Here is a 22169-nt window from a genome sequence, read left to right as displayed (position 1 = left end):
TTAGTAAGGGGGGGACAAGAGAGTTATGTGGCGCTAAAAACAATTGCTAAAAATAGGACAATATGAGACCATACAAAAAATATAAATATTACGGAGTTCAGATTCTTGGTAACTATTAAATGTCGGGGCATTACCTTCTCGAATATCCAAGCCGTAATTTTTGACAAAGACGGCACTCTAGAGGATTCTCAAGAATTTTTGAGACTATTGGGGATGAAGCGAGCGCGCCTCGCAGATGCTCAAATTCCGGGCGTTGGAGAGCCTTTACAAATGGCTTTCGGCATCGAAAGCGGCAGCATTGACCCCACGGGCTTGCTAGCAGTCGGGAGTCGCAGGGAAAATGAGATTGTGGCGGCGGGATACATCGCCGAAACCGGCAGGGGATGGCTGGAATCTTTAACTATTGCGCGCCGCGCTTTTGACGAAGCTGACGAAATGTTTAAAAATAGTGCTGTTTCTCCTCTATTTGTCGGCAGTTTGGAAGTGCTGAAATATCTTTCGGAAGCGGGTTTAAAACTGGGAATTCTTTCTGCTGCTACAACAGAATCGGTGCAAAAATTTGTGAAACACCACGCATTAGCCGAGTGGATTCAGTTAGAAATGGGAGTGGATTCAACGCTTCATAAACCAGATCCGAAATTGTTTTTGCAAGCTTGTGAGAAACTGGGAGTAAATCCCGCAGCAACTTTGATGGTGGGAGATTCAGCGGGCGATATTCAGATGGGTAAAAATGCGGGCGCGGCTGGCTGTATCGGGATTTGTTGGGGGAAGGCGGAGGTTAGTCATTTGGAAAATGCTGATGTGGCGATCGCATCTTTGGATGAAATTACAATTTTAGCAGATTGAGCAAACATCAGAGCCTGGAAAATCTCGCTTCTACCGTAGTCTCGATCCCCCTAAATCCCCCTTAAAAAGGGGGACTTTGAGCGCTTCCTGTCCCCCCCTTCTTAAGGGGGGCTAGGGGGGATCGAGGCCTAATCGTCAAACAGCAGACCGGTATTACGTTTGACCTTAAGTTGACACCAATTGGCATTGCCGTTTCCCTACAGACAACGCAAACCGAGAATTACGACATCTCTTTCAAAGCCGTCAAGTTCGGCAACTTGTGGCAGATATCCCCACTGCTGAAAGCCAAATTTCTCAAACAATCTTACACTCGGCTGATTGTGAGCAAAAATTATGCCCATGAGAGTTTTAAGCTTCAATTCAGGACTCCGCACAATTGCCGATTGCAATAATTTTTGTCCGATTCCGCAGCGTTGGCGATCGGGTGCGACGTAGATGCTAACTTCTGCTGTATGCTGATAGGCAGCGCGTCCGTAGAAAAGCTGAAAACTCAGCCAACCAACAATATTTTGTTCTGATTCCATTACCCAAATCGGCCAGGAATTGGGGGAGTGTTCTCTGTACCACGGGAGGCGGCTTTCGACTGAGACTGGTTTTAAATCTGCTGTGGCCATTCTGCCCGGTATTGCTGCGTTATATATTTGAACAATTGCTGGCAAATCGCTTTCTTCTGCGTCGCGGATTTTCATCGTTTGGTTGACTGTTGACTGTTGACTAATGACTGTTAACTAATGACTAATGACTAATAACTAATGACTCTTGTACAGTTCCATAATATCGCTGACAGCCATCCGCGAATTTGCTCCCAAAGTCAGCGGTGATGTGTGTCCTCGCTGCAAGTGTTCGGCCGCCGCACAGCCAATCATGGCTGCGTTGTCTGTACAATATTTTAATGGCGGAAACAATACCCGCAAGTTGTGTTTTCCTGCTGCTGCTTGTAAGTGTTTTCGCAGTCCGCTGTTTGCTGCAACTCCCCCACCGACTACAATAGTGGTAAGCCCGAAATTTACGGCACAGTCGATCGCTCTTTTTGTTAAACCCTTGGCTACTGTTTCCTGAAAGCTGGCCGCAATATCATTAATTGTAGAGGCAGTCAAGATGCCTTCCTCACCCACATTGTTATTTTGTTTTTTGAGTTTCTGCACTAATTGCAAAACTGCGGTTTTCAACCCGCTAAAACTACTGTCGTAAGGATGGTAGCCGCCACCAGGTAAGGAAATTCTGCCTTCTGGTAGAGGGTATGCTTGGGGATTGCCAAGGGCGGCTAATTTGTCAATCAGCGGCCCGCCGGGATATCCTAGCTGTAACAATCTCGCGACTTTATCAAAAGCTTCGCCGGCGGCGTCATCGCGTGTTTGTCCTACTGTTTCATAAACGCCGCAATCTTTGACGTAAATAAAGCTAGTATGTCCCCCGGAAACTAACAAACACAAAAACGGTGGCTGCAAGTCGGGTTCGGTAAGGTAAGAAGCGTAGATGTGCCCTTCGAGGTGGTGGACGCCTAAAAAAGGTTTTTGATGGACTATTGCCAAGCTTTTCGCCGCTGTCAGCCCAACTAACAATGCACCTACTAAACCAGGGGCACAAGTCGCTGCAATGCCGTCAATTTCTGACCAACTCAGGTTTGCTTCACCGAGACACTGGGCAATTACCTGATTGAGCATTTCTAGGTGACTCCGCGAAGCCACTTCGGGCACTACCCCACCAAACTGCTCGTGGATTTTAATTTGCGATGCTACAACATTGCTGCAAACTTGACGATTCTTAACAATTGCTGCTGCTGTTTCGTCACAACTTGTTTCGATTGCGAAAATGGTTGCCATTAACTGGTAATTTTATTTGATAGGTTAGTTATTGCTAGCTTAACTAATTCGGCGCAAGTCCCTCGCTATACCTGTACTCAGGTTATTGTTAAGGGATTTTTGCCCGATCGACAGGTAAGACCATCATCGGATGCAAAGAAGGAATATCCTCACGGTATTGCTAGCTCAGCATTGACCTATGAAAACGCTAATCCCTCATTCTATTGGGATTTGCCGCATCAATGATGGATACTTTACACTGTCAACAAACACGGTAATCTGGATTCCAGATCGGCAAGTTGAAATGCTTGTACAAAAACTTATTGTTTTGTAACAAAAGGAAACAATTCCATGCGACGATTGTTTGCTGCAATTTTAGTGTTGAGTGTCTGGATCAGTTTTGCTCCAGTTGCTTCGGCTTACAATTTAGTGCCGTGCAAGGACTCTCCCGAATTCAAGGAACTGGCTAAAAATGCCCGTTCTACGAATGGCGACCCCGCATCTGCAAAAGCAAGATTCGATCGCTATTCTCAAGCTATGTGCGGCCCGGAAGGATACCCGCACTTAATCGTAGACGGCAATTTGAGCAAAGCCGGAGACTTTTTGATTCCCAGCGTGCTGTTCTTGTATATTGCTGGTTGGATTGGTTGGGTAGGCCGTTCTTATCTGCAAGCAGCCAAAAAATCTGGCTCTCCTGAGGAAAAAGAGATTATTATCGATGTTCCAAAGGCAGTCCCATTGATGCTGAGTGGCTTTTTGTGGCCTCTAGCAGCTCTCAAAGAAATCACCACTGGTGAAATGTTTGCGAAGGACGACGAAATTACTGTTTCGCCGCGCTAGCAATTTGGGATTTTAGATTTTAGATTTTAGTTGGTTTACAAATTCCCAGCCTAAAATCCTTAATCTAAAATCGGTTCGCATAATTTAAGTTGTCTCGACTTTTGAGGAGCAGTATTCATGCAATACTTTCTGAAGTATCTTTCGACCGCACCAGTATTGGCAGCAGCTTGGATGGTGATAACGGCGGGAATTTTAATTGAATTCAACCGTTTTTTCCCAGACTTGCTTTTCCATCCGATGCCATAAAAAATCAGTGGATTTAGGTTCCTAAACCTAGAAAAAAAGTTGAGAGTTTTGAAGTTGGAGCGGTGATTTATCAAGTTATTTCAAAGCTCAAATATCAAAACTCTCAAACCGGAGCATTGAGTAGAAAACCAGCACCTAAATGGGTGAAAACCAAGGATCTAAACTACTTAGTTATCAAATTAGTTCCCAATGACTAATGACTAATGGCTAATGATTAATGATTAATGACTAATGACTAATATTGTGAATCGATGAAGTCTTATCTCGCCGCAGCAATTCAAATGACTAGCTTGCCTGACCTGCAAAAAAATTTGGTTCAGGCAGAGGAATTAATCGACCTGGCAGTGCGTCGGGGTGCGGAGTTAGTTTCCTTACCAGAAAATTTCTCGTTTATGGGAGAAGAGGAGGAAAAGATTGCTTCTTCAGAGGCGATCGGCATCCAAAGCGAAAAATTCCTCAAAACGATGGCCCAGCGATTCCAGGTAACGATTCTGGGTGGCGGATTTCCAGTGCCGACGGAGGGGGGGAAGGTATACAATACTTGTTTGCTGGTAGACCCAAACGGCACTGAAGTGGCAAGGTACAGAAAGGTACATTTGTTCGATGTGAATGTGCCAGACGGTATTACTTACAGGGAATCGAACACTGTGAAAGCTGGTGAAGATTTGCCGTCGGTTTATGTGTCGCCGGAGTTGGGGACGCTGGGACTTTCGGTGTGCTATGACGTGCGGTTCCCGGAAGTGTACAGGCATTTGTCGTACAAGGGGGCTGATATTTTGTTCGTGCCGGCGGCGTTTACTGCTTACACTGGCAAGGATCACTGGAAGGTTTTGTTGCAAGCTAGGGCGATCGAGAATACTTGTTATATGATTGCCCCCGCACAAACTGGCCGCCACTACGGCCGCCGTCAAACTCACGGTCACGCGATGATTGTAGACCCTTGGGGTGTGGTTTTGGCGGATGCTGGAGACGAACCGGGTGTGGCAATTGCAGAAATTAATCCCGATCGACTAGAACAAGTCCGCCGCCAGATGCCATCTCTGCAACACCGGGTTTTTCTGTGAAGGAATTTTGAGACCCATTGGGTCTCAAAATTTCAGTCCTACTGGGCCAACCGACGTGAAAACTTTTTATTCGATCAAGTAATTGTGTAGGTTCGTACACACAATTACTTAGATCATGTGCGTGCGATCGACAACAATAAGCGGGTGGGGGCGGATTTACGCTGATCTATGAGTGATATTGTCGATCGGAGGTGACTCTGGCCCCGACAGCTTATATGATATTGTTTTTTCCTGCAGATGAACGGCTAATAACTCGCGATAAAATGTCTAAGGCAGGTTCAATGGGCGTGCACTTCTGCTAAAAGGCGAATTAGCGAAAGTAGAATTGCACGAAATGCGTCTTTTTGGAGAAATGAAACACACTCTTTCGGTTTTAGTTGAAGATGAAGCGGGTGTCCTCACTCGAATTGCTGGTTTATTTGCCCGTAGGGGTTTTAATATTGAAAGTCTGGCCGTTGGCCCGGCGGAACAAGGGGGAGTGTCTCGGATTACGATGGTTGTACCCGGAGATGACCAAATTATCGAACAGTTGACAAAGCAACTGTACAAGTTGATTAACGTGCTTAAAGTTCAGGATATAACGGAAATTCCCTGTGTGGAACGGGAGTTGATGTTGCTGAAAGTTAATGCTGCTAGCGGGACGCGATCGGAGATCATTGAGTTAGCTCAAATTTTTAGAGCGCGAGTGGTGGATATTGGTGATGATACGCTGACATTGGAAGTTGTGGGAGATCCCGGTAAAATGGTGGCGATCGTCCAGGTTCTGAATAGATTTGGGATTAAGGAAATTGCTCGTACTGGGAAAATTGCCCTGACGCGGGAGTCGGGGGTAAATACTGAGTTTCTCAAGTCTTTGGAAGCGAAAGTTTAAGGAAGTTGACGGTTGACGGTTGACGGTTGACTGTTGACTGTTGACTGTTGACTGTTAACCTTGAATTAAAGACACTTTTTATTATTATAAGGTCTAAAAGTTTATGGCAGTTCCTAATGAAGTTATAATTTTAGTCCCTGGTCTAAATACTCAAGAAAAAAATGAGTTTCTGGAAATTTTTTGTAGCTCTTTAAGCGAGCAACTAGAGAGTTTTACTGTTCAAGAAAACGGTGAAATAAAAATAGCAGGACATACAGGAAAAAGATTTTCTATTTATAACAAACAAGAGTTGTACAAAACAATTGACATTTATGAAGCTTATTACATGGATGTATTTGCTAGTAATAAACTGAGTCAAAAAGATGAAAAAACTAAATTTATTAGAGGTGGTGAAGTCTTGATATATTGGTTGATTTCTCCTATTTGGTTGTCCGTTAAAGAATCTCCTTCTTTATTTATATATTTTATTATTTCGGCTATTTTATTTATAGGTTGGTATTACGGAATTTTAGCTGCAGTTTTGATAGCTATAGGACAAACAAATAGTTTGTTTGGCGGGGCAATTCCGCTGGAGATGGCAAAAAAGATTGGATTTTTTGGTGAATCAATGAAAGGATGGTCTTTTTGGTTTTTTATTAGTGTTTTATCAAGCTTTTTACCCATCAGTTCACTTATTGATATCTGTGAATTCTCCGCAGCCTATTTAGGGGAAGATACAGAGGGTAGTACAATGAGATCAAAGACTCGTGGTAGAGTATCAAATCTTCTGGAAGACGTATTGAAGAGCGATAATTATGATAGAGCAACTATATTAGCTTATAGCTTTGGTGTTGCTGTGGCGACAGATACTCTGGCTGATTATCACAGAGAAAACTTTTTTCGATACATTACTTTAGGGGGAAATTTAAAGGTTTTATCTTATAAATCTAATTGGGGAGAGAGAGAAATAAATAAATGCTTAAACAATGCAACAATAAATACCTGGATTGACTGCTATTCTAATCAAGACTGGGTGGCGGCTAAGACTCCGTTACCTAAAGGAAGTTCTTCAGATAAAATGATTTACAAAAAAGTTTCGGCAAAATCTTCTTCTTTCCTCCAACGTTTTTTAGGAAAAACTCACGTTTGTTATTTTTATGACTCTACCGTTTGGGAGACTATTATTCGGTAAAATTTATAAATTCTGCAAGTTTATCATACTAAATCCGGGTTGTCCACCTCCTTTATCATTCGGCGGTTGAACCGCAAAGAGACTCAAACGAAGTATGCCGACGCAGGCTAAGAGATAAAGGGGGTATTGAAGCCGGACTTGGTATCAGACTCACTTCCAAAGACAACTAGCCCGCTCTCTGTTTTTATTTCTAGAAACAGCAAACAGCCAACAGTCAACCGTTAACTAACAAATTACCATTTGGGTTGACTTTCTATTAAAAGTGTGGCTGCAATGCTGTCTATCGGCTTTGAGAAAAAGTATCCTTGTCCGTATTCGCATTGCAGCGCTCTAAGTAAATTAAGCTGTTCGCTGGTTTCGATTCCTTCAGCAATTACATCCATACCTAAATGACTGGCTAAAATTAAAATAGTCTGTACAATCGCTTCGTTGCCTTCATCTTCAGTCATGCGGCTGACAAAAGCTCGATCGATTTTTAAAGCATCAGTTGGAAAGGTGTGTAGGCGGCTCAAAGAAGAATAGCCAGTGCCGAAATCGTCAATATATAATTGAATTTCTAAATTTTTCAATTCCGCGAGGATAGCGACTGCTGATTCAGCATTCTCCATGATGACGCCTTCAGTAATTTCTACCTTTAAAGTGCGGGGGTCAAGCTGAGTTTCTTGTAAAATTTCGCGAATGCGATCGATTAAATCCGGTTGTTTAAATTGTTGGTTAGAAAGGTTGACGCTGACAGTCAACGGCGGATTTTCTGGGAATTTTTGGTGCCACTGGTGGATCTGATGGCAAGCCGATCGCATCATCCACCAGCCAATAGGTATAATCAATCTAGTTTCTTCTGCTACTAAAATAAACTCGCCAGGAGCTACGACACCCCGCTGCGGGTGATACCACCGCAGCAGCGCTTCAAAACCGCTGATTCTACCAGTAACTAGAGAGACGATGGGCTGATAGTAGAGCTGAAATTCTTGGGAGTCTAAAGCGCGTCGCAGGTCGTTTTCCAGTTGCAAAAGGGCGACGGCGCGAGTGTGCATACTTAAGTCAAAAACTTCGTGGCGAGCTTTGCCCAATCCCTTAGCATGATACATGGCAGCATCTGCATCTCGGAGCAGTTCTTCAGGTCGATCGTACAACATGGGGAACGGGACATTGGGAACAGGAGAGTCGGAAGATAAGCAAGACAAAGAAGTTTCCCGATCGATATTTCCCAGATGTTCGGGACTCGACAGTTTGCTGGTTTCCCTTGAATACCGAGGCAAACCAGAACAAACAATCCCTATGCTAGCACTGGTAAAAACTTGATATTCGTTAAGGTAAAAAGGCTCTGCCAGTTCCGCTTGCACTCGTTCGGCAATCTGGATCGCATCCTCGGTGCTTTTGATATTTTCCAGCAAAATAGCGAATTCGTCGCCGCCAAGACGCGCAACGGTATCTCCAGCGCGCAAACAGATTCCCAGGCGCTGCGCGATCGCGATTAGCAACCGATCGCCCACTAAATGCCCCAAACTATCGTTAACAACCTTAAAGCGATCGAGATCGATAAACAGCACCGCAAACAAAATTTCGGGGCGGCGTTTTGAAAGATTGATCGCGTGCCCCAAGCGATCCATAAATAAAGCTCGGTTGGGCAAACCGGTTAGCATATCGTGCAAAGCATCGTGTACCAACTTATCTTCTGCTATTTTGCGGAGGGTAATATCTTCGACAGTGCCTTCGTAGTAAAGTAAATTTCCATCAGGGTCGCGAACTGCCCGGCCGTTCTCGGAAACCCAGATAGTAGTGCCGTCAGCGCGGTAAACTTGAGACTCGAACTCAGACACAAAACCTTGTTTTTCGATCGCACGCAAAAACTCGACGCGGCGGTTGGGATCGAGGTAAAGTTGGCGGTCGATGTTGCGTATGTTCGCGATCAATTCGGCAGCCGAGGAGTAGCCGTAAATTCTCGCCAAAGCAGGGTTAGCGCTGAGGTAGCGCCCGTCAGGCGTTATCTGGAAAATGCCTTCGATCGCATTTTCAAAGATACTGCGGTATTTCTCTTCCGCCTGTTGCAGCGCGAATTCTGCCTGCTTGCGATCGCTGATATCGGTCAACGTGCCGAGATAGCCTAGAACTTCCCCGCTTTTCGTCATTTCTGGCACTGCTTGCCAAAATACCCAGGTTGTGAAGTCACCGTTGCAAAAACGGTACTCTAACTTACAGGGCAACTTATCTGTGACAGCGCGATACCACTGGCTCAAAACACGATCGCGGTCTTCGGGATGCAAACTTTGCGCCCAACCTTCGCCTAGTGCCTTTGGTGCAGTCAGTCCCGCCATCTCCAAAAATCGCTCATTGACGTACAAGCAATCTCCAGCAGCGTCGGCGCGGAAAATCCCGACCGGCAGTATTTTTGCCAAGGTGTAATAGCGGTATTCGCTTTCTAGCAGTGCGCTGGCAGCTACTTTAGTCTCGGTGATATCAAACATGGCGCCTTGAAGGATGACAGATTTGCTTGCTTCATCGCGAACTGCGGTCGCTTGATCGCGGAACCAGACTACTCGACCGTTGCGGGCGATCGCGCGGTATTCTGAAACCAGCGACCCCTCGCAGAAGATATCTTCTCCATCGGTGAATTTCTGTGTAGCGTTTTCAACTAACACGCGGTCACGGTCTTCTGGGTGAACGAGTTTCAGCCACAGGTCGGGATCGGCTCTCCATTCAGCTACAGAATAACCTAGAAAAGTCTCGATTTGCGGGCTGATGTAAAGTTTGGCAGCCGTGCGGTTGAGGGGAGAAATGTAGGTGACAGCCGGCATTTGTTCTACCAGGGCGCAGTATTTCGCTTCTACAGTGGACAGTGCTGCTTCTAGGCGCTGCCGCTCTAATTCGGCGGCGGCCCGTCCGGCAAAGATGCTGAGAATTAATCGGAATTTGGCAAGATGTGCTTCCACCAGGGGGCGATCGTGGAAAATACAGATAATGCCTAAAGGTTCGCCGTAAGAGTTTTTCAGCAAGACTCCCACGAAACTGCGCGCACCTGTAACTACCGGTCTGCGGTCTTCTGGAAAGGTTTCCCAGAGGTTGTCTGGACAGGAATACATTCCCGCCTCCAGCACCCGCGCTTCGGGAGTATTGGCGGTGTCGCACTCAAAGTTTGGCTGCTGCTGTCCGTCGCTCCAAAAACTGATAACTTGCAATCTATCGGCAGCAGCATCAGTGCGTGCCTTCGACTTAATCGATTTGGCAGCGACGGCGGTGCGAACTCCGAGTGCTGAGGCTAAGTGGCAAACTAAGGCATCAAAGAATTCTGCTCCCCCCGGCGAATCAGTACCTGCTAGGATTTCGCCCAGCAAATCTTCCTCTAATTGCGCGAAAGCATTAACTTTGGGAGGATTCTCGGCATTCGGGCGATCGAGATTTTCCCCCATCGAACCCGAAATGCTCAGACTTAGGGTTTTGCTAGTTCCAGGCCCCACAATAGGTGAAGAATTCACTGTTAGGCGCTGTTGCTTGGGCAAGAATACAGCGCGGCCCACACCTAAAACTTTACCCAAGAAGCTGTCAGTTGCCGGCCACCGATTTGAGTTCGGGAAAATCACAAAGTTTTTCCGCATTTTCAATCCTGCAGATAAATCGTCCGGCTTTAAGTCGGCCAACTGCCGTTGCTCTTTGGCTAGCGGTAGACTGGAAGACCTTCGGTGCCACTTGAGACAAATCGCGGGCACCAAGGCTAAAGTCGCCGATAATCCCAGAAAATATGCAAGAATCTCAAAGTAAAAAAATAAATCTAGATCGAACATCGATTAGCACCGCTCGACAATTGTTGTAGTTATCTGAAGCCAATCTATTTAAAAATAACTAAGTATCGTCACGGATGGGTAACGAATACAAGGTCAGATCGCCGTGAAGGCGACAAGAGAGTTAACAGTTCACAAAAAACCTGGCAATACTTGACATTACCGAACTTTTTGTGGTTTTTTTCGTACAGGCTGAACCCGTACAGGTGAAATTGTAAACACATATATACGATTGTGGCACTCTTCTAAGGCGGTGAGTTTACGTTGACTTTTCTAATTATATTTAACGCTGCATTCACATCAGCATTAATTCGACTTTCATTCCAAGACCGAAACCACTCGCGTTTACCGATCTTACCCTGGTAAGACTCTTGCTTACCGACAGGCTCTACATCCCCAAAGCTGCACTTATTTGTATAAGCTGCTTGTGGAACTATTACCTTGATACCGACTAATTCAGTTTTGCAAGTAAGAAATTTTATGGGCTGGGTATGAGTAATTACGCCAAAAATATGATGGTTTTTTTGTAATTTTATATTCTGTTTATTCCTCACCTTTGTACCAATAATTAACTGGATTTTTTTCTCATCCTCCAACCGCTTGACAATCAAAATCTTGGTCTGATGAAGGTAGTTTTCTAATGTCTTGTTTCGATTAAATGTGATTTGCTGGATTTGGCGCGTGGTAGATTTTTCCTGGTCGATTTTTGACAGTAAAAATGCTCTGCGTTGATTGAAACCTTGATTAATTGATTTGAGATGTTTTTTATCATAAATAGTTGGAGTAAATGTTGGCTTATTAGATGCCAAAGCGACGAAGTGAGCAATCCCTAAATCTATACCTGCTCTGAGGTGGTAATTTAAATCCACCAACGTTACAGGCTTTTGATTAGCAACCTCAAAAAAGTAGAGCGCTGTTGCAGGAACGACCCTTACCTTGATGACATTTTGGGATTTTGTATAAAATATTATGTCACTTTGAGATAAATGAAGTAGTCCCTGATTGGGGTTTATCCCCCTTTTTTTTATGGATTGGTTATCAGAACTGAACAAGTTACGTGTACAAATTTTATGTTGGTATTGGGGGATGCTAGGTAGGAATGAAAATCGAGGTATATCTGGATCATAAGCTATTCTTGAATTTTGGCAATCCTCCCCATCGTGAACAACTTGTTTGAGACCTTTATTTCTAATTTTAGCAGTGAATGATTGAGATATGTGTCTAGGTTTTAAGATGGCAAATAACTGTCTGATAGTTCTAGTGCTACCAACTTGATATCCCGAACTAAAAAAGTGTTTTATCATAAATAATTACCACGATCGTAGAAAATTTTGGACAGAAATGATAAGTCATCAAACTGTTTATAAAACTGATGCTGACGATCTAAGTAATGCCTTTCAACAACAATCATAAACTTTGGGATAAACAAAAAGTTTTTTGTTGCTTCGCTAAGCAATATACAATAAAGTCTAGGGATTATCTGATCTAGTGTAACACCCATGATGAAAGCGATTGTTTTTCAAACCCCCGGAAGCCCGTCCGTATTGAAACTGCAAGATATCCCCGCTCCTACTATACAAACAGAAACTGAAGTTTTGGTGCGGTTGCGAGCGGCGGGTATCAATCCGATAGATACTAAGTTGCGATCGCGCGGCACTTTTTACCCCGATAAAGCTCCTCACGTTTTGGGGTGCGACGGTGCTGGAGTCGTAGAGGCTGTCGGTGCTGGTGTGCAAAGTTTCCAAGTGGGAGACGAGGTTTTTTTCTGCAATGGCGGTTTGGGCGGGTCGATCGGTACTTATGCTGAGTTTGCCGTTGTAGACCAACGCTTTCTCGCCCTCAAGCCTGCTGCTTTAAGTTTTGCTGAGGCGGCGGCGGCACCGTTAGTTTTAATTACAGCTTGGGAATCGCTGTACGATCGAGGGCGCTTGCAAGCCGGCCAAAAAGTGCTGGTTCAAGCTGGTGCAGGCGGTGTCGGCCACGTCGCGGTACAGTTGGCGAAGTTGCAGGGGGCAGAGGTTTGCACGACTGTTAGTTCTGCGGAAAAAGCCAATTTTGTCAAGAACTTAGGTGCAGATTCAGTTATTTTATACAAAAATACCAATGTTGTCGATGAGGTTTTGACTTGGACTCAAGGACAAGGAGTTGATTTGGCTTTCGATACAGTCGGGGGAGAAACTTTTTACCAAACTATTCCAGCGGTGAAGATTTATGGAGATTTGGTAACAATTTTGGAACCCGATCCAGCTTTGGGCAATTTGAAAACAGCGAGAATGCGGAATCTGAGAATTAGTCTGGAATTAATGTTAACACCAATGCTGGAAGGTTTGGTGGAGGAACAGGAACAGCAGGCTCATATTTTGCAGAAGTGTGCTCGTTTGTGCGATCGCAACTTGCTAAAAATTCACGTCAGCAAAACTTTCCCTCTCGAAGAAGCGCCAGCCGCTCACGAACTGTTAGAAACAGGCTCAGTAACCGGTAAAATAGTGCTTGAAATTGCGGGTGGTTAAAAATGCGGATGGTTAAATAAGAAATTCACAACTGATATCATGTCCGGTCGAAAAACGGCGATTTTTGTAGGGCGGGTTCACCAAGAATACCTGCCAATAACTGACAATCTCAAAAACTCACCCCGACCGCGATATTATGCTTAATCGATCGGACATGATATGAAATTCTTGGATAGAAAGGTGCAAACTCCTGGTTAATAACTTTGAGAGAGTTCTGGCTAATTGCACGACCTAGATAAATCTTTGTTTTCTATCAAATCCATTGGTCTCGGAATGATCCATCTGTCTCTTCCCTTTCTCTGTATCCTCTGCGCCCTCTGCGGTTTAATCATTCCAATACAACCGGAATTCATATTATTAGGCTGATGATTAAAAGGCTGACCGCCTAAAAAATGTCAACTGGGTGCTATAAACAAGAGCGAAAACCGCATAGGAAAAATGCCGCTGTCGATCGAGAAACTTGGGGGTCAAGTGCTTAAATTGACACGACGAAAAGCACGGCGCCGTGTCCTAATTTTGCATAACTAACGGCGATTCACTTGTAACCAAATTTCCAGCGTCACCAGCAGCCACAGCTTCAGCCCATAGCGGGGAAAAACTTCGCCACGATAGTTTAGCCACTCGCGGATTAGTGTTCGATCGAGGTAAGGCGCGATCGCCGCATGACGATTCAGCAGCAACGATCGCGCTTGCCGCTGCCAATCCCTCAAAAACCACTGCTGCATCGACATCACCATCCCGCTTTTCGGACGGTTGACAATGACATCGGGCAGCAAATCCGCCACAGCAGCCTTGAGAACCGCTTTTTCCTGCGCGCCCGAAAGCTTATATTCTGGCGGAATTTGCAAACTCAGCGCCACCATCCGCGCATCGAATAGGGGCGATCGAGCTTTTAGTCCCGCCGCAGCCGTGAGATTATTCACCTTGGTCAAAATGTAATCGGCTCCTTTAAACTCAATGTTGAGTCGCATCAGCCGATTCAAAAACGTCGTTTCTGTCTGTTGCAATTCCTCAGCAAAGACGGAAGGCGCATTCTTCACCTTTTCCCAAACCTGCGGCTTCAGCAAACGTGGCAAATCCACATAGCATTTTTGAAACGAAGTCAAGTAAGCTGCGATCGGATCTGGTTTACCCTGAATCGAACCATACAAACTATTCAGCAGCATCGGCTTATTTTTCGGCCCGCCAAAGCACGGATCGCCACCTTCGCCATTGAGTACCACGTCTGCGAATTGCTTTGCCGATCGCCCCAACAGCAAATTTGGAACCGTCAAGCCTTCCCCCACCGGATCATCCATCGCCGCCAGCGTTTCCGGTAGCAACTCCCAAATTTGCTTTGGCGAAACTTCTAAAATATGGTGCTCAGTGCCACAATGTGCTGCGACGATGTTGGCAAATTCAATCTCGCTGGGATATTGATCGCCAAAGTGCATCGAAAAAGTGTGTACCGGACGATCGTGCAGCCTCGCCGCGATCGCCGTGACGCAGCTTGAATCAATCCCGCCCGAAAGATATGCTGCGACTGGTTCTCCCGCTGGTAGCCCTTCCTGCACCAGTTGTTCCAAAAGCGATCGCACTTGTTGACTATGCCATTCCAAAGGGCGATCGGCGTTAGTAATTTGCTCCTGTGGCTGCCAGTATCTCTGCACCTCAACATCCGGTAAGTACAGGTAGCTACCGGGCCGCAACTCTCGCACGGCTTCCCACAGCGTTTGTGCTCCGGGTACAAACGCACAGCACAAATAGTCGCGCAAAGCAACTAAATCAAGTTCTCGATCGTGATACGGATTGAGTGATCGCAGTCGAGGCGCAATCCAGCGAGTCGTTCCTGTACGGGTGTAATAGAGGGTTTTGGCTCCAACGCGATCGCGCCCCAGACACAAGGTTTGCTCGTCTCTCTCCCACACGGCAAGGGCAAAGTGTCCTGACAGTAAGCTCAGTGTTTTAGTACCGTACTGCTCCCATAGCCGCCCGACAATCGCCAAATCGGTCAATCCATCTGTGTCAATCTGTTGTTTGAGCGTGGGGGTGCGATCGAAGCAGCAGTCACCTACCAGCACAAATCGCTGATTGGGGCTGAAGGTGGGTTGAGCTCCGATTATGGCAAAACCGGAAGTTTCCCAAGTTGCAGGGTGCGATCGGGCTTCTGGGCCCCAAGCAATGACCCAATTAGGGTAGATAGACTTCTGAGTCTGCATTTTAAATTAAACATATCCCATAATTATTATTGTGAAACAGGCCGGAAAGCCTGTTCAAAACCGGCTTTTCTGGAGATGACTATTACATTAAAAAACGTTTGAAAGCAGCTTATAAATCAGGCGAAAAATAGCTGTGCCAGCGATCGCACCCAAAGCACCCAACCATCCCACAAACAACACGCCAGTGATCGGAGAATTCGGATAAATCGCAAGTGCCGCCGTCTGTAAAACCGGGAAAAACCACAGCAAAGCCACAGTACCTGCACCAATAATCAACATCTCAGTTTGTTCGATCGCCCTGCGGTACTGGCCGTAAATCAAACCCGCCACAATCATCCCCAACAATCCGATACTCAAGCCAGGAGAGGGCAGCAAACTCGTCAGGGCGATCGCCAGCACCCCCGCCTCAAAACCTGTAAACGCCGCCCCCGACAAAACCTCCCAAATCGAAAAAGTCGATCTCTGCGAAGGTTGTAGCCCTCCCGGATGTGTTGCAGGAACCCGTACAGGAGGAGGCAGAGTCGGTTGAAGAGGTATCGGAGGCGGCGCCACCACGACTGTAGGTGGTTGAGAATGTTGTTGAGGGCCAGACATCAGAGCCGCTTCCACCTCCCTCGCAGATTGAAAACGCTGGCTGGGAGCTGATAATAACATTCGATCGAGAACGTGAGCCAAGCGCGAACTTACCTGCACCCGCGACTGCCAATTCCACTCGTTTCTGTAACTATCAAACAACTCCGTCGGCTGCAAACCGCTCAGCAAAGTAATGCAAGTCACAGCCAAAGCATACAAATCCGTTGCCGGATAAACTTCTTGCCCGCTCATCTGTTCTGGCGGAGCGTAACCCAAAGAATAAATACCAGTCGAAGCTTTTGCACTCCCAACACTTTGTGTTACTTGTTTAACAGCCCCAAAATCTAATAAATAAAGCCGACCGTTTTTACCCCGCATAATATTAGCAGGTTTAATATCTCGGTGAATCGAACCGCGAGAGTGTACAAAATCGAGAACCTTCAAAATTTCCCGCAGCACCTCCACCATTTCCGCCTCCGAAAACCTGCCTTTAACAGCTAGTTCATCCTCCAAATTTTTACCGTCAATAAATTCTTGAACCAGATAGAAAAACTGATCGTTTTTTCCCGGCTGCAAACTCGTAACAGTCAGCTCAAAAAAAGCCAGCAAACTCGGAATTTGGGAATGTTCGTTTCCCAGTTCTTCTAGCACCGCCGCTTCCCGTTCAAACAGAGTTTGAGCGATTTTTAGCTGAGGCGGAGTCAGACTTACCGAGGGCTGCAAAAGTTTAGCAACGCACTGCCGCATCGCCGGAGTATAGCGGTCTCTCGCCAAAAATGCCGCCCCAAAACCGCCTTGACCCAACAACCTGACGGGCAAATAGCGCCCGCCCAAAATTAGGGGCATCCCGCAAGTCGTGCAAAACTTTTGCTGCACGGTTTTCAGCAGCGAACTGTCATCGAGGTCGGGAAAATAGTTTTGAGGGCGCGGGCAGCCCGGGCGGGTGCAGTAAACTTCCATTTTGGTTTGCTAAGAAGAGGGAAGAGGGAAGAGGGAAGAGGGAAGAGGCAATAGGGAAGAAAAAGCGATTGTTAAATCAGATTTCGATTTCTCAACTAACCGCGAACTGCTAACTGCCAGCGACCTAAGAGATTAACTTCCCGCCGAGTTGGGAGTTCCTATTTCTATGAATCCCAAATCGAGCGCCGGGGGTTCTTTCTTCTCCAGGATGGTCGAATAAGTAGCAAACTGGGGCAAAATTTCATTGCTGAAAGCCTCTGCTGCTTTAGAACGGTAGCGGTTGGGGTTGTAAATCAGCGACAAAATGCGAGTTACCAAAACTTCGTCCATTTGAGATTTGTGCAAGACGCCCATGAGCAACTCTTTTTCGATCGCCGAAACCGAGACAAAAGCTGCCCCCAGCCCCGACTGAACGGCATTTTTAATGGCTTCGATCGAATTTAGTTCCATCTCTATTTTCAAGCGGCGCGTGTCTATGCCGCAGCGAGTCAGTACCTGATCGATTACTTTGCGGATCGTAGACTGCGAATCGAGGGAAATAAACTGCAATTTGTAAAGGTCTTCTTTTTGGATAGTTTCTTGTTGTACCATCGGGTGAGATGGAGGAAGAATCAAAGCCAGTTCGTCCTCAGCGTAAGGAACAATTTCTAAAGCTTCTACAAGTTCGGTAGGAATTTCTCCGCCAACAATTGCCAAATCGATTTGCCCGTTGGCCACACTCCACGCCGTGCGGCGGGTCGAGTGAACGTGAAGTTGTACCGCTACATCCGGGTACTTTTGGCGAAACATCCCAATCATCCGGGGCAGCAAATAGGTTCCCGTTGTTTGAGAAGCGCCGACGATCAAAGTACCGCCTTGGAGATTTTGCAAGTCTTCCAGAGCTCGACAAGTTTCTTGGCAAAGCGATAAAATTTTCTCGCCGTAACTCAGCAGCAGGTGTCCGGCTTCGGTCAGTTGAGCCCGCCGCCCCCCCCGGTCAAACAGCGGCACGTCCAATTGTCTCTCTAAGTTTTGCACCTGCAAGCTAACTGCTGGCTGGGATACATAGAGGCTGTCCGCGGCGCGTTTGAAGCTTCCTTCAGAGGCGATCGCCTTGAGAATGCGTAACTGGTCTAAAGTGAAAGGAAGGTCAGACATATATCTAAATTGTCAGTTGTCAGTTGTCAGTTGTCAGTTGACGGTTGACGGTTGACTGTAGGCAGCGAACAGCAAACAGCGAACAGTCAACAGCGAACAGTCAACAGCGAACAGCGAACAGTCAACAGTCAACAGCGAACAGTGAACAGTTAACTGACTGATAACCGCTGAATGCTCCCATAGATACTTTGTGACACAAATTGGCCGAGAATCAATAACTTTTCTTAATATTTGCAATGACGATCGACTTGGCGCTCGACTCCCACTTAGTTATTCTGGGCCTGTTACTGGTTTTTGCGATCGCCCACAGCGGTTTAGCAGCCCTCCGGCCCAAAGGTGAAAAGCTGATCGGGCCGAGACTTTATCGCGTTTTGTTTGCCCTTGTCAGTTTGCCGCTAGCCGTCATTCTGATTGTCTACTTTTTCAACCACCGCTACGACGGCGTACAGCTTTGGCAGTTACAGGGATTACCCGGAGTTAAACCAGCAGTTTGGATACTTTCGGCAATTTCCTTTCTGTTTCTGTACCCAGCAACTTTCAACCTCCTAGAAATTGCCGCCGTCCAAAAGCCCCAAGTTCACCTCTACGAAACTGGCATCATTCGCATCACCCGTCACCCGCAAATGGTGGGACAGGTGATTTGGTGCGTGGCCCATACCCTGTGGATTGGCACTAGCTTTACCCTCGTCACTTCCATCGGTTTGGTACTTCACCACCTGTTCGGAGTGTGGCACGGCGACAGGCGACTTCAGGCTCGTTTTGGAGAATCCTTTGAAACCATCAAATCTCGAACCTCAATCATGCCTTTTTTGGCAATCCTACAAAAGCGTCAAACCCTTGATTTTCTTGAATTTCTGCGCCCTTCCTATCTAGGTGTAGTCATTTTTACGGGCCTGCTGTGGGAAATTCATCCTTTTTTGATGCGTGTCACTAGGAACATATACTGGTAGCATGATCCCTAGGATAGAAAAAAAATTATTAAATTTTGAGGGCTCATGGTGTTGTCGGTTAGCGAACGCACTTTTGCACAAGAGGTATTTCAAGCCTCTACCCCCGTTTTAGTTCACTTTTCGGCTCCTTGGTGCGGTTTGTGCCGCGCGATCGACCCCACGCTTAAGACTTTTGAAGCACAGTGGGCAGAAAAAGTCAAGCTGGTCGGGGTGAATGCCGATCAATGTTTTAAGTTGGCCCACACTTATCGATTGACAAGTCTGCCCACACTGATTTTGTTTGAGGGCGATAAAGTTCGATTTAGATTTGAAGACTACCAAGGACGTGAGGAACTGCGGCGGACTCTGGATTCCTGGATGCTCGCGGCTCACGTAGCTTCCCCATCTCAACGGCTGCAACTTCAGGAAGTAGCCAACCGGTAATGGTTCCAAGGCATTCGGCTCTTGTTTAGAAGGCATTCGGCTTTTATGTCGGAAGCAGAAGGCATTCCCCATTTGTCCATCAACCATCGGACACCAAAATAAATCTCGCAGTCTTGAACGCACAGGACTGTGAGATTTGTCCTATAGTTTCCCTTGCCACAGGAATAATAATTTTCGGAGTAGGGTGCGATCGTCTCGCTGGCGATGAAAAAAGTAGTGCGATCGTCTCGCTCGCGATTGCACTCAGGTATAGCAATACTTAAAGAATTGGATCAAGTATTTTGGCCCAGTGGCGCAGGCGTGTGTCACAATTGTTTACAGTTTTGGCAATATCTAGTAGAAACTTTAAACTACCTATCAGTCATGGAACTGCTTTATCAATATGCTTGGCTGATTCCTGTCCTGCCACTGGCAGGCGCAATGCTAGTAGGTCTAGGCTTAATCACCTTTAACCAGGCAACCAACAAACTCCGACAAGCGAATGCGATATTAATCGTCTCCGCACTCGGCGGGTCAATGGTACTCTCCTTCGCATTGCTGTGGAGTCAACTACAGGGCCACGCACCCTACACCCGCAGTATTCAGTGGGCTTCTGCTGGCGACTTCTCGCTGAATATGGGCTATATTATCGACCCCCTAACGTCGGTGATGCTGGCGATCGTCACTACGGTCGCCTTTTTGGTGATGATTTACACCGACGGCTACATGGCTCACGATGACGGGTACGTGCGCTTTTACGCCTACCTGAGCATCTTCAGCGCGTCGATGTTGGGTCTCGTAATCAGCCCGAACATCGTTCAGATTTACATTTTTTGGGAACTCGTAGGTATGTGTTCATACCTGCTAGTCGGATTTTGGTACGATCGCAAACCCGCTGCTGACGCTTGCCAAAAAGCTTTTGTCACCAACCGCGTCGGCGACTTCGGCCTGCTGCTGGGCATCCTCGGCATTTACTGGGCCACCGGCAGCTTTGAATTTGAGGTGATGGGCGAACGCCTGCACTCCTTAGTCGAATCCGGTGCTCTTTCGGCGACTCTGGCGACAATCTTCGGCGTCCTGATATTTTTGGGCCCAGCAGCCAAATCCGCTCAATTCCCCCTCCACGTCTGGCTGCCAGACGCAATGGAAGGCCCGACACCGATTTCGGCCTTAATCCACGCCGCGACAATGGTAGCCGCGGGCGTATTCCTGATCGCTCGGATGTACCCGGTGTTTGAAGGGCTGCCTGCAGTCATGAATTTGATCGCCTGCACCGGCTGTTTTACGGCATTTATGGGTGCTTCGATCGCGATTACCCAAAATGACATCAAAAAAGGCCTCGCCTACTCCACCATCTCCCAACTCGGCTACATGGTGATGGCAATGGGCGTCGGCGCTTACAGTGCCGGACTTTTCCACTTGATGACCCACGCTTACTTCAAAGCAATGCTGTTCCTGTGTTCAGGTTCAGTCATTCACGGGATGGAAGCAGTTGTAGGCCACAACCCCGCACTCGCTCAAGATATGCGAGTCATGGGCGGCTTGCGGAAATATATGCCGATTACCGCTTCTTGCTTTTTAATCGGTAATTTGGCAATCTGCGGAATTCCGCCGTTTGCTGGTTTTTGGTCAAAAGACGAAATTCTCGCCAGCGCCTTCGCAGCAAATCCCGCTTTGTGGGCTGTTAGCTGGTTGACGGCGGGGATGACCGCGTTTTATATGTTCCGGATGTATTTCAGCACCTTTGAGGGCGAATTCCGGGGGAATGACAGCACCATCAAGCGGCAACTCCTGCAACCCGGTCTTGTTTTTGGCCCGGGAGCGATGAACGTTAAGGAATTGGCCTCAACTGACGACAGTCACGATGAGCACGACCATTTGCCTCACGAATCTCCTCTGACAATGGCTCTGCCGTTAGTGTTGCTGGCAGTACCTTCTGTGTTTATCGGTTTTCTCGGTACGCCGTTTGCCAATTATTTCGAGCAGTTTGTTCGCGCTCCGGGCGAGTCTCTCGAAGAAGTTTTGGAACACGCTGCTGAGTTCAATTTGACGGAATTTATAATCATGGGCGGAAGCTCTGTAGGTATTGCTTTGCTGGGCATTACTTTGGCTTCTCTGATGTATTTAAGCCGTAAAATTGACGCAAGTGCGATCGCCCAAAAAATCAAACCGCTTTACGAATTCTCCCTCAACAAGTGGTATCTCGACGATATCAACGATTTTCTCTTTGTCAAAGGCAGTCGCCGTTTAGCGCGGCAAGTCATGGAAGTTGATTTGCGAGTCGTCGATGGTGTCGTCAACTTAACAGGGTTTATCACCCTAGTTAGCGGCGAAGGTTTGAAATACTTTGAGAGCGGTCGCGCTCAATTTTATGCCTTGATTGTGTTTGTCGCAGTTCTGGGTTTTGCGATCGTTTCGGGAGTCAGTTAAATCGGTAGGGACACGGCATTTAGTGTCAACTTAATGTCAAACCGACTGTATCTCTTGTTTGTCTCGAAGTCTAGATCCCCCCTAACCCCCCTTGATAAGGGGGGAACAAGAGTATTCTCTCAAAGTCCCCCTTCTTAAGGGGGATTTAGGGGTATCTGAACTGGGCGAGCAACGAAAGATACAAAAGTTTTTAGGGTTAATTTTACACGCTTTGGGCATTGCCGTATCCCCACTAGGAGATATTTGAAGAAAGGGTATTAGCTCAAGAACTCACAATTGACAATTAGCAAATAGAAATAAATCTTTCATTAAACTTAATTGTTGCGATCGGATAATTTGTCCAAATAAGAGCAAAAAAATTTGTTACGTATAAAGAAAGTATAAAATTTAGGC

General features: G+C 46.6%; 17 protein-coding genes. 10 read left to right on the top strand and 7 right to left on the bottom strand.

Annotation, left to right across the window (positions count from 1 at the left end; translation table 11 throughout):
* The first annotated feature begins 105 nt into the window (after positions 1-105).
* On the top strand, positions 106-846 hold the full coding sequence (locus QUA07_RS09050) for an HAD family hydrolase (RefSeq protein ID WP_333324272.1): 741 nt from the start codon (positions 106-108) through the stop codon (positions 844-846).
* A gap of 197 nt (positions 847-1043) precedes the next feature.
* Here QUA07_RS09050 and QUA07_RS09045 read toward each other — a convergent pair whose 3' ends face one another.
* On the bottom strand, positions 1044-1535 hold the full coding sequence (locus QUA07_RS09045) for an N-acetyltransferase family protein (protein ID WP_333324270.1): 492 nt from the start codon (positions 1533-1535) through the stop codon (positions 1044-1046).
* A gap of 60 nt (positions 1536-1595) precedes the next feature.
* The gene (gene tsaD, locus QUA07_RS09040; protein WP_333324268.1) at positions 1596-2669 is read right to left on the bottom strand and encodes a tRNA (adenosine(37)-N6)-threonylcarbamoyltransferase complex transferase subunit TsaD; all 1074 of its coding nucleotides are present in this window, start codon (positions 2667-2669) and stop codon (positions 1596-1598) included.
* Positions 2670-2999: 330 nt separating this feature from the next.
* On the opposite strand from tsaD, the gene QUA07_RS09035 reads away from it, so the two are divergent.
* From QUA07_RS09035 to QUA07_RS09015, 5 genes are all read left to right on the top strand, one after another.
* Positions 3000-3488 (top strand): Photosystem I reaction center subunit III, encoded by a 489-nt coding sequence (locus QUA07_RS09035; protein ID WP_333210827.1) that lies wholly within the window; start codon positions 3000-3002, stop codon positions 3486-3488.
* Positions 3489-3605: 117 nt separating this feature from the next.
* The gene (gene psaJ, locus QUA07_RS09030) at positions 3606-3734 is read left to right on the top strand and encodes a photosystem I reaction center subunit IX (protein ID WP_015174876.1); all 129 of its coding nucleotides are present in this window, start codon (positions 3606-3608) and stop codon (positions 3732-3734) included.
* Positions 3735-3985: 251 nt separating this feature from the next.
* The gene (locus QUA07_RS09025) at positions 3986-4798 is read left to right on the top strand and encodes a carbon-nitrogen hydrolase family protein (RefSeq protein WP_333324266.1); all 813 of its coding nucleotides are present in this window, start codon (positions 3986-3988) and stop codon (positions 4796-4798) included.
* Positions 4799-5150: 352 nt separating this feature from the next.
* Positions 5151-5669, top strand: a complete 519-nt coding sequence (ilvN, locus tag QUA07_RS09020) for an acetolactate synthase small subunit (protein ID WP_041622928.1) — start codon at positions 5151-5153, stop codon at positions 5667-5669.
* A gap of 103 nt (positions 5670-5772) precedes the next feature.
* Entirely contained in the window at positions 5773-6840 is a 1068-nt protein-coding gene (locus QUA07_RS09015; RefSeq protein ID WP_333324264.1) for a hypothetical protein, read from the top strand.
* Between the two features lie 233 nt (positions 6841-7073).
* On the opposite strand, the gene QUA07_RS09010 is transcribed toward QUA07_RS09015, so the two are convergent.
* Positions 7074-10619, bottom strand: a complete 3546-nt coding sequence (locus tag QUA07_RS09010) for an EAL domain-containing protein (RefSeq protein ID WP_333324261.1) — start codon at positions 10617-10619, stop codon at positions 7074-7076.
* Positions 10620-10861: 242 nt separating this feature from the next.
* Entirely contained in the window at positions 10862-11920 is a 1059-nt protein-coding gene (locus tag QUA07_RS09005; RefSeq protein WP_333324259.1) for a transposase, read from the bottom strand.
* 198 nt (positions 11921-12118) lie between these two features.
* On the opposite strand from QUA07_RS09005, the gene QUA07_RS09000 reads away from it, so the two are divergent.
* Complete coding sequence (locus QUA07_RS09000) at positions 12119-13126, top strand: zinc-dependent alcohol dehydrogenase family protein (protein WP_333324371.1); 1008 nt, start codon at positions 12119-12121, stop codon at positions 13124-13126.
* Positions 13127-13650: 524 nt separating this feature from the next.
* On the opposite strand, the gene QUA07_RS08995 is transcribed toward QUA07_RS09000, so the two are convergent.
* The 3 genes from QUA07_RS08995 to QUA07_RS08985 all read right to left on the bottom strand — a co-directional run bounded on the left by QUA07_RS08995 (position 13651) and on the right by QUA07_RS08985 (position 17994).
* Positions 13651-15324: an asparagine synthase-related protein gene (locus QUA07_RS08995; RefSeq protein ID WP_333324257.1), complete on the bottom strand. Its 1674-nt coding sequence runs from the start codon at positions 15322-15324 to the stop codon at positions 13651-13653.
* Positions 15325-15411: 87 nt separating this feature from the next.
* Positions 15412-16857 carry a serine/threonine-protein kinase gene (locus QUA07_RS08990; protein WP_333324255.1) on the bottom strand — a complete coding sequence of 482 codons (1446 nt, stop codon included), beginning with the start codon at positions 16855-16857 and terminating at the stop codon, positions 15412-15414.
* Between the two features lie 132 nt (positions 16858-16989).
* A complete protein-coding gene (locus QUA07_RS08985) occupies positions 16990-17994 on the bottom strand; it encodes a LysR family transcriptional regulator (protein WP_333054398.1) in 1005 nt (334 codons plus the stop codon).
* 236 nt (positions 17995-18230) lie between these two features.
* Between QUA07_RS08985 and QUA07_RS08980 the strand changes: the two genes are divergently transcribed.
* The 3 genes from QUA07_RS08980 to QUA07_RS08970 all read left to right on the top strand — a co-directional run bounded on the left by QUA07_RS08980 (position 18231) and on the right by QUA07_RS08970 (position 21776).
* Positions 18231-18944, top strand: coding sequence for an NnrU family protein (locus QUA07_RS08980; protein WP_333324253.1), 714 nt, complete (start codon positions 18231-18233; stop codon positions 18942-18944).
* Positions 18945-18989: 45 nt separating this feature from the next.
* Positions 18990-19367, top strand: a complete 378-nt coding sequence (locus QUA07_RS08975) for a thioredoxin family protein (RefSeq protein WP_333262789.1) — start codon at positions 18990-18992, stop codon at positions 19365-19367.
* A gap of 363 nt (positions 19368-19730) precedes the next feature.
* Positions 19731-21776, top strand: coding sequence for an NAD(P)H-quinone oxidoreductase subunit 5 (locus tag QUA07_RS08970; RefSeq protein ID WP_333324369.1), 2046 nt, complete (start codon positions 19731-19733; stop codon positions 21774-21776).
* Positions 21777-22169: the final 393 nt, after the last annotated feature.

Source organism: Microcoleus sp. T3_A4, from assembly GCF_036700465.1.
Lineage (GTDB): Bacteria > Cyanobacteriota > Cyanobacteriia > Cyanobacteriales > Microcoleaceae > Microcoleus.
The sequence above is the reverse complement of the archived record's forward strand: the minus strand, read 5'-3'. Positions and strand labels throughout refer to the sequence as shown.

What these genes read in the sequence shown, in the direction of transcription:
- QUA07_RS09035 (WP_333210827.1), top strand. Translation starts at nt 3,000, where the DNA reads ATGCGACGATTGTTTGCTGCAATTTTAGTGTTGAGTGTCTGGATCAGT.
- QUA07_RS08975 (WP_333262789.1), top strand. Translation starts at nt 18,990, where the DNA reads ATGGTGTTGTCGGTTAGCGAACGCACTTTTGCACAAGAGGTATTTCAA.
- QUA07_RS08985 (WP_333054398.1), bottom strand. Translation starts at nt 17,994, where the DNA reads ATGTCTGACCTTCCTTTCACTTTAGACCAGTTACGCATTCTCAAGGCG.
- psaJ (WP_015174876.1), top strand. Translation starts at nt 3,606, where the DNA reads ATGCAATACTTTCTGAAGTATCTTTCGACCGCACCAGTATTGGCAGCA.
- QUA07_RS08995 (WP_333324257.1), bottom strand. Translation starts at nt 15,324, where the DNA reads ATGCAGACTCAGAAGTCTATCTACCCTAATTGGGTCATTGCTTGGGGC.
- QUA07_RS09045 (WP_333324270.1), bottom strand. Translation starts at nt 1,535, where the DNA reads ATGAAAATCCGCGACGCAGAAGAAAGCGATTTGCCAGCAATTGTTCAA.
- QUA07_RS09005 (WP_333324259.1), bottom strand. Translation starts at nt 11,920, where the DNA reads ATGATAAAACACTTTTTTAGTTCGGGATATCAAGTTGGTAGCACTAGA.
- QUA07_RS09015 (WP_333324264.1), top strand. Translation starts at nt 5,773, where the DNA reads ATGGCAGTTCCTAATGAAGTTATAATTTTAGTCCCTGGTCTAAATACT.
- tsaD (WP_333324268.1), bottom strand. Translation starts at nt 2,669, where the DNA reads ATGGCAACCATTTTCGCAATCGAAACAAGTTGTGACGAAACAGCAGCA.
- QUA07_RS09010 (WP_333324261.1), bottom strand. Translation starts at nt 10,619, where the DNA reads ATGTTCGATCTAGATTTATTTTTTTACTTTGAGATTCTTGCATATTTT.
- QUA07_RS09025 (WP_333324266.1), top strand. Translation starts at nt 3,986, where the DNA reads ATGAAGTCTTATCTCGCCGCAGCAATTCAAATGACTAGCTTGCCTGAC.
- QUA07_RS09000 (WP_333324371.1), top strand. Translation starts at nt 12,119, where the DNA reads ATGAAAGCGATTGTTTTTCAAACCCCCGGAAGCCCGTCCGTATTGAAA.
- QUA07_RS08980 (WP_333324253.1), top strand. Translation starts at nt 18,231, where the DNA reads ATGACGATCGACTTGGCGCTCGACTCCCACTTAGTTATTCTGGGCCTG.
- QUA07_RS08970 (WP_333324369.1), top strand. Translation starts at nt 19,731, where the DNA reads ATGGAACTGCTTTATCAATATGCTTGGCTGATTCCTGTCCTGCCACTG.
- ilvN (WP_041622928.1), top strand. Translation starts at nt 5,151, where the DNA reads ATGAAACACACTCTTTCGGTTTTAGTTGAAGATGAAGCGGGTGTCCTC.
- QUA07_RS08990 (WP_333324255.1), bottom strand. Translation starts at nt 16,857, where the DNA reads ATGGAAGTTTACTGCACCCGCCCGGGCTGCCCGCGCCCTCAAAACTAT.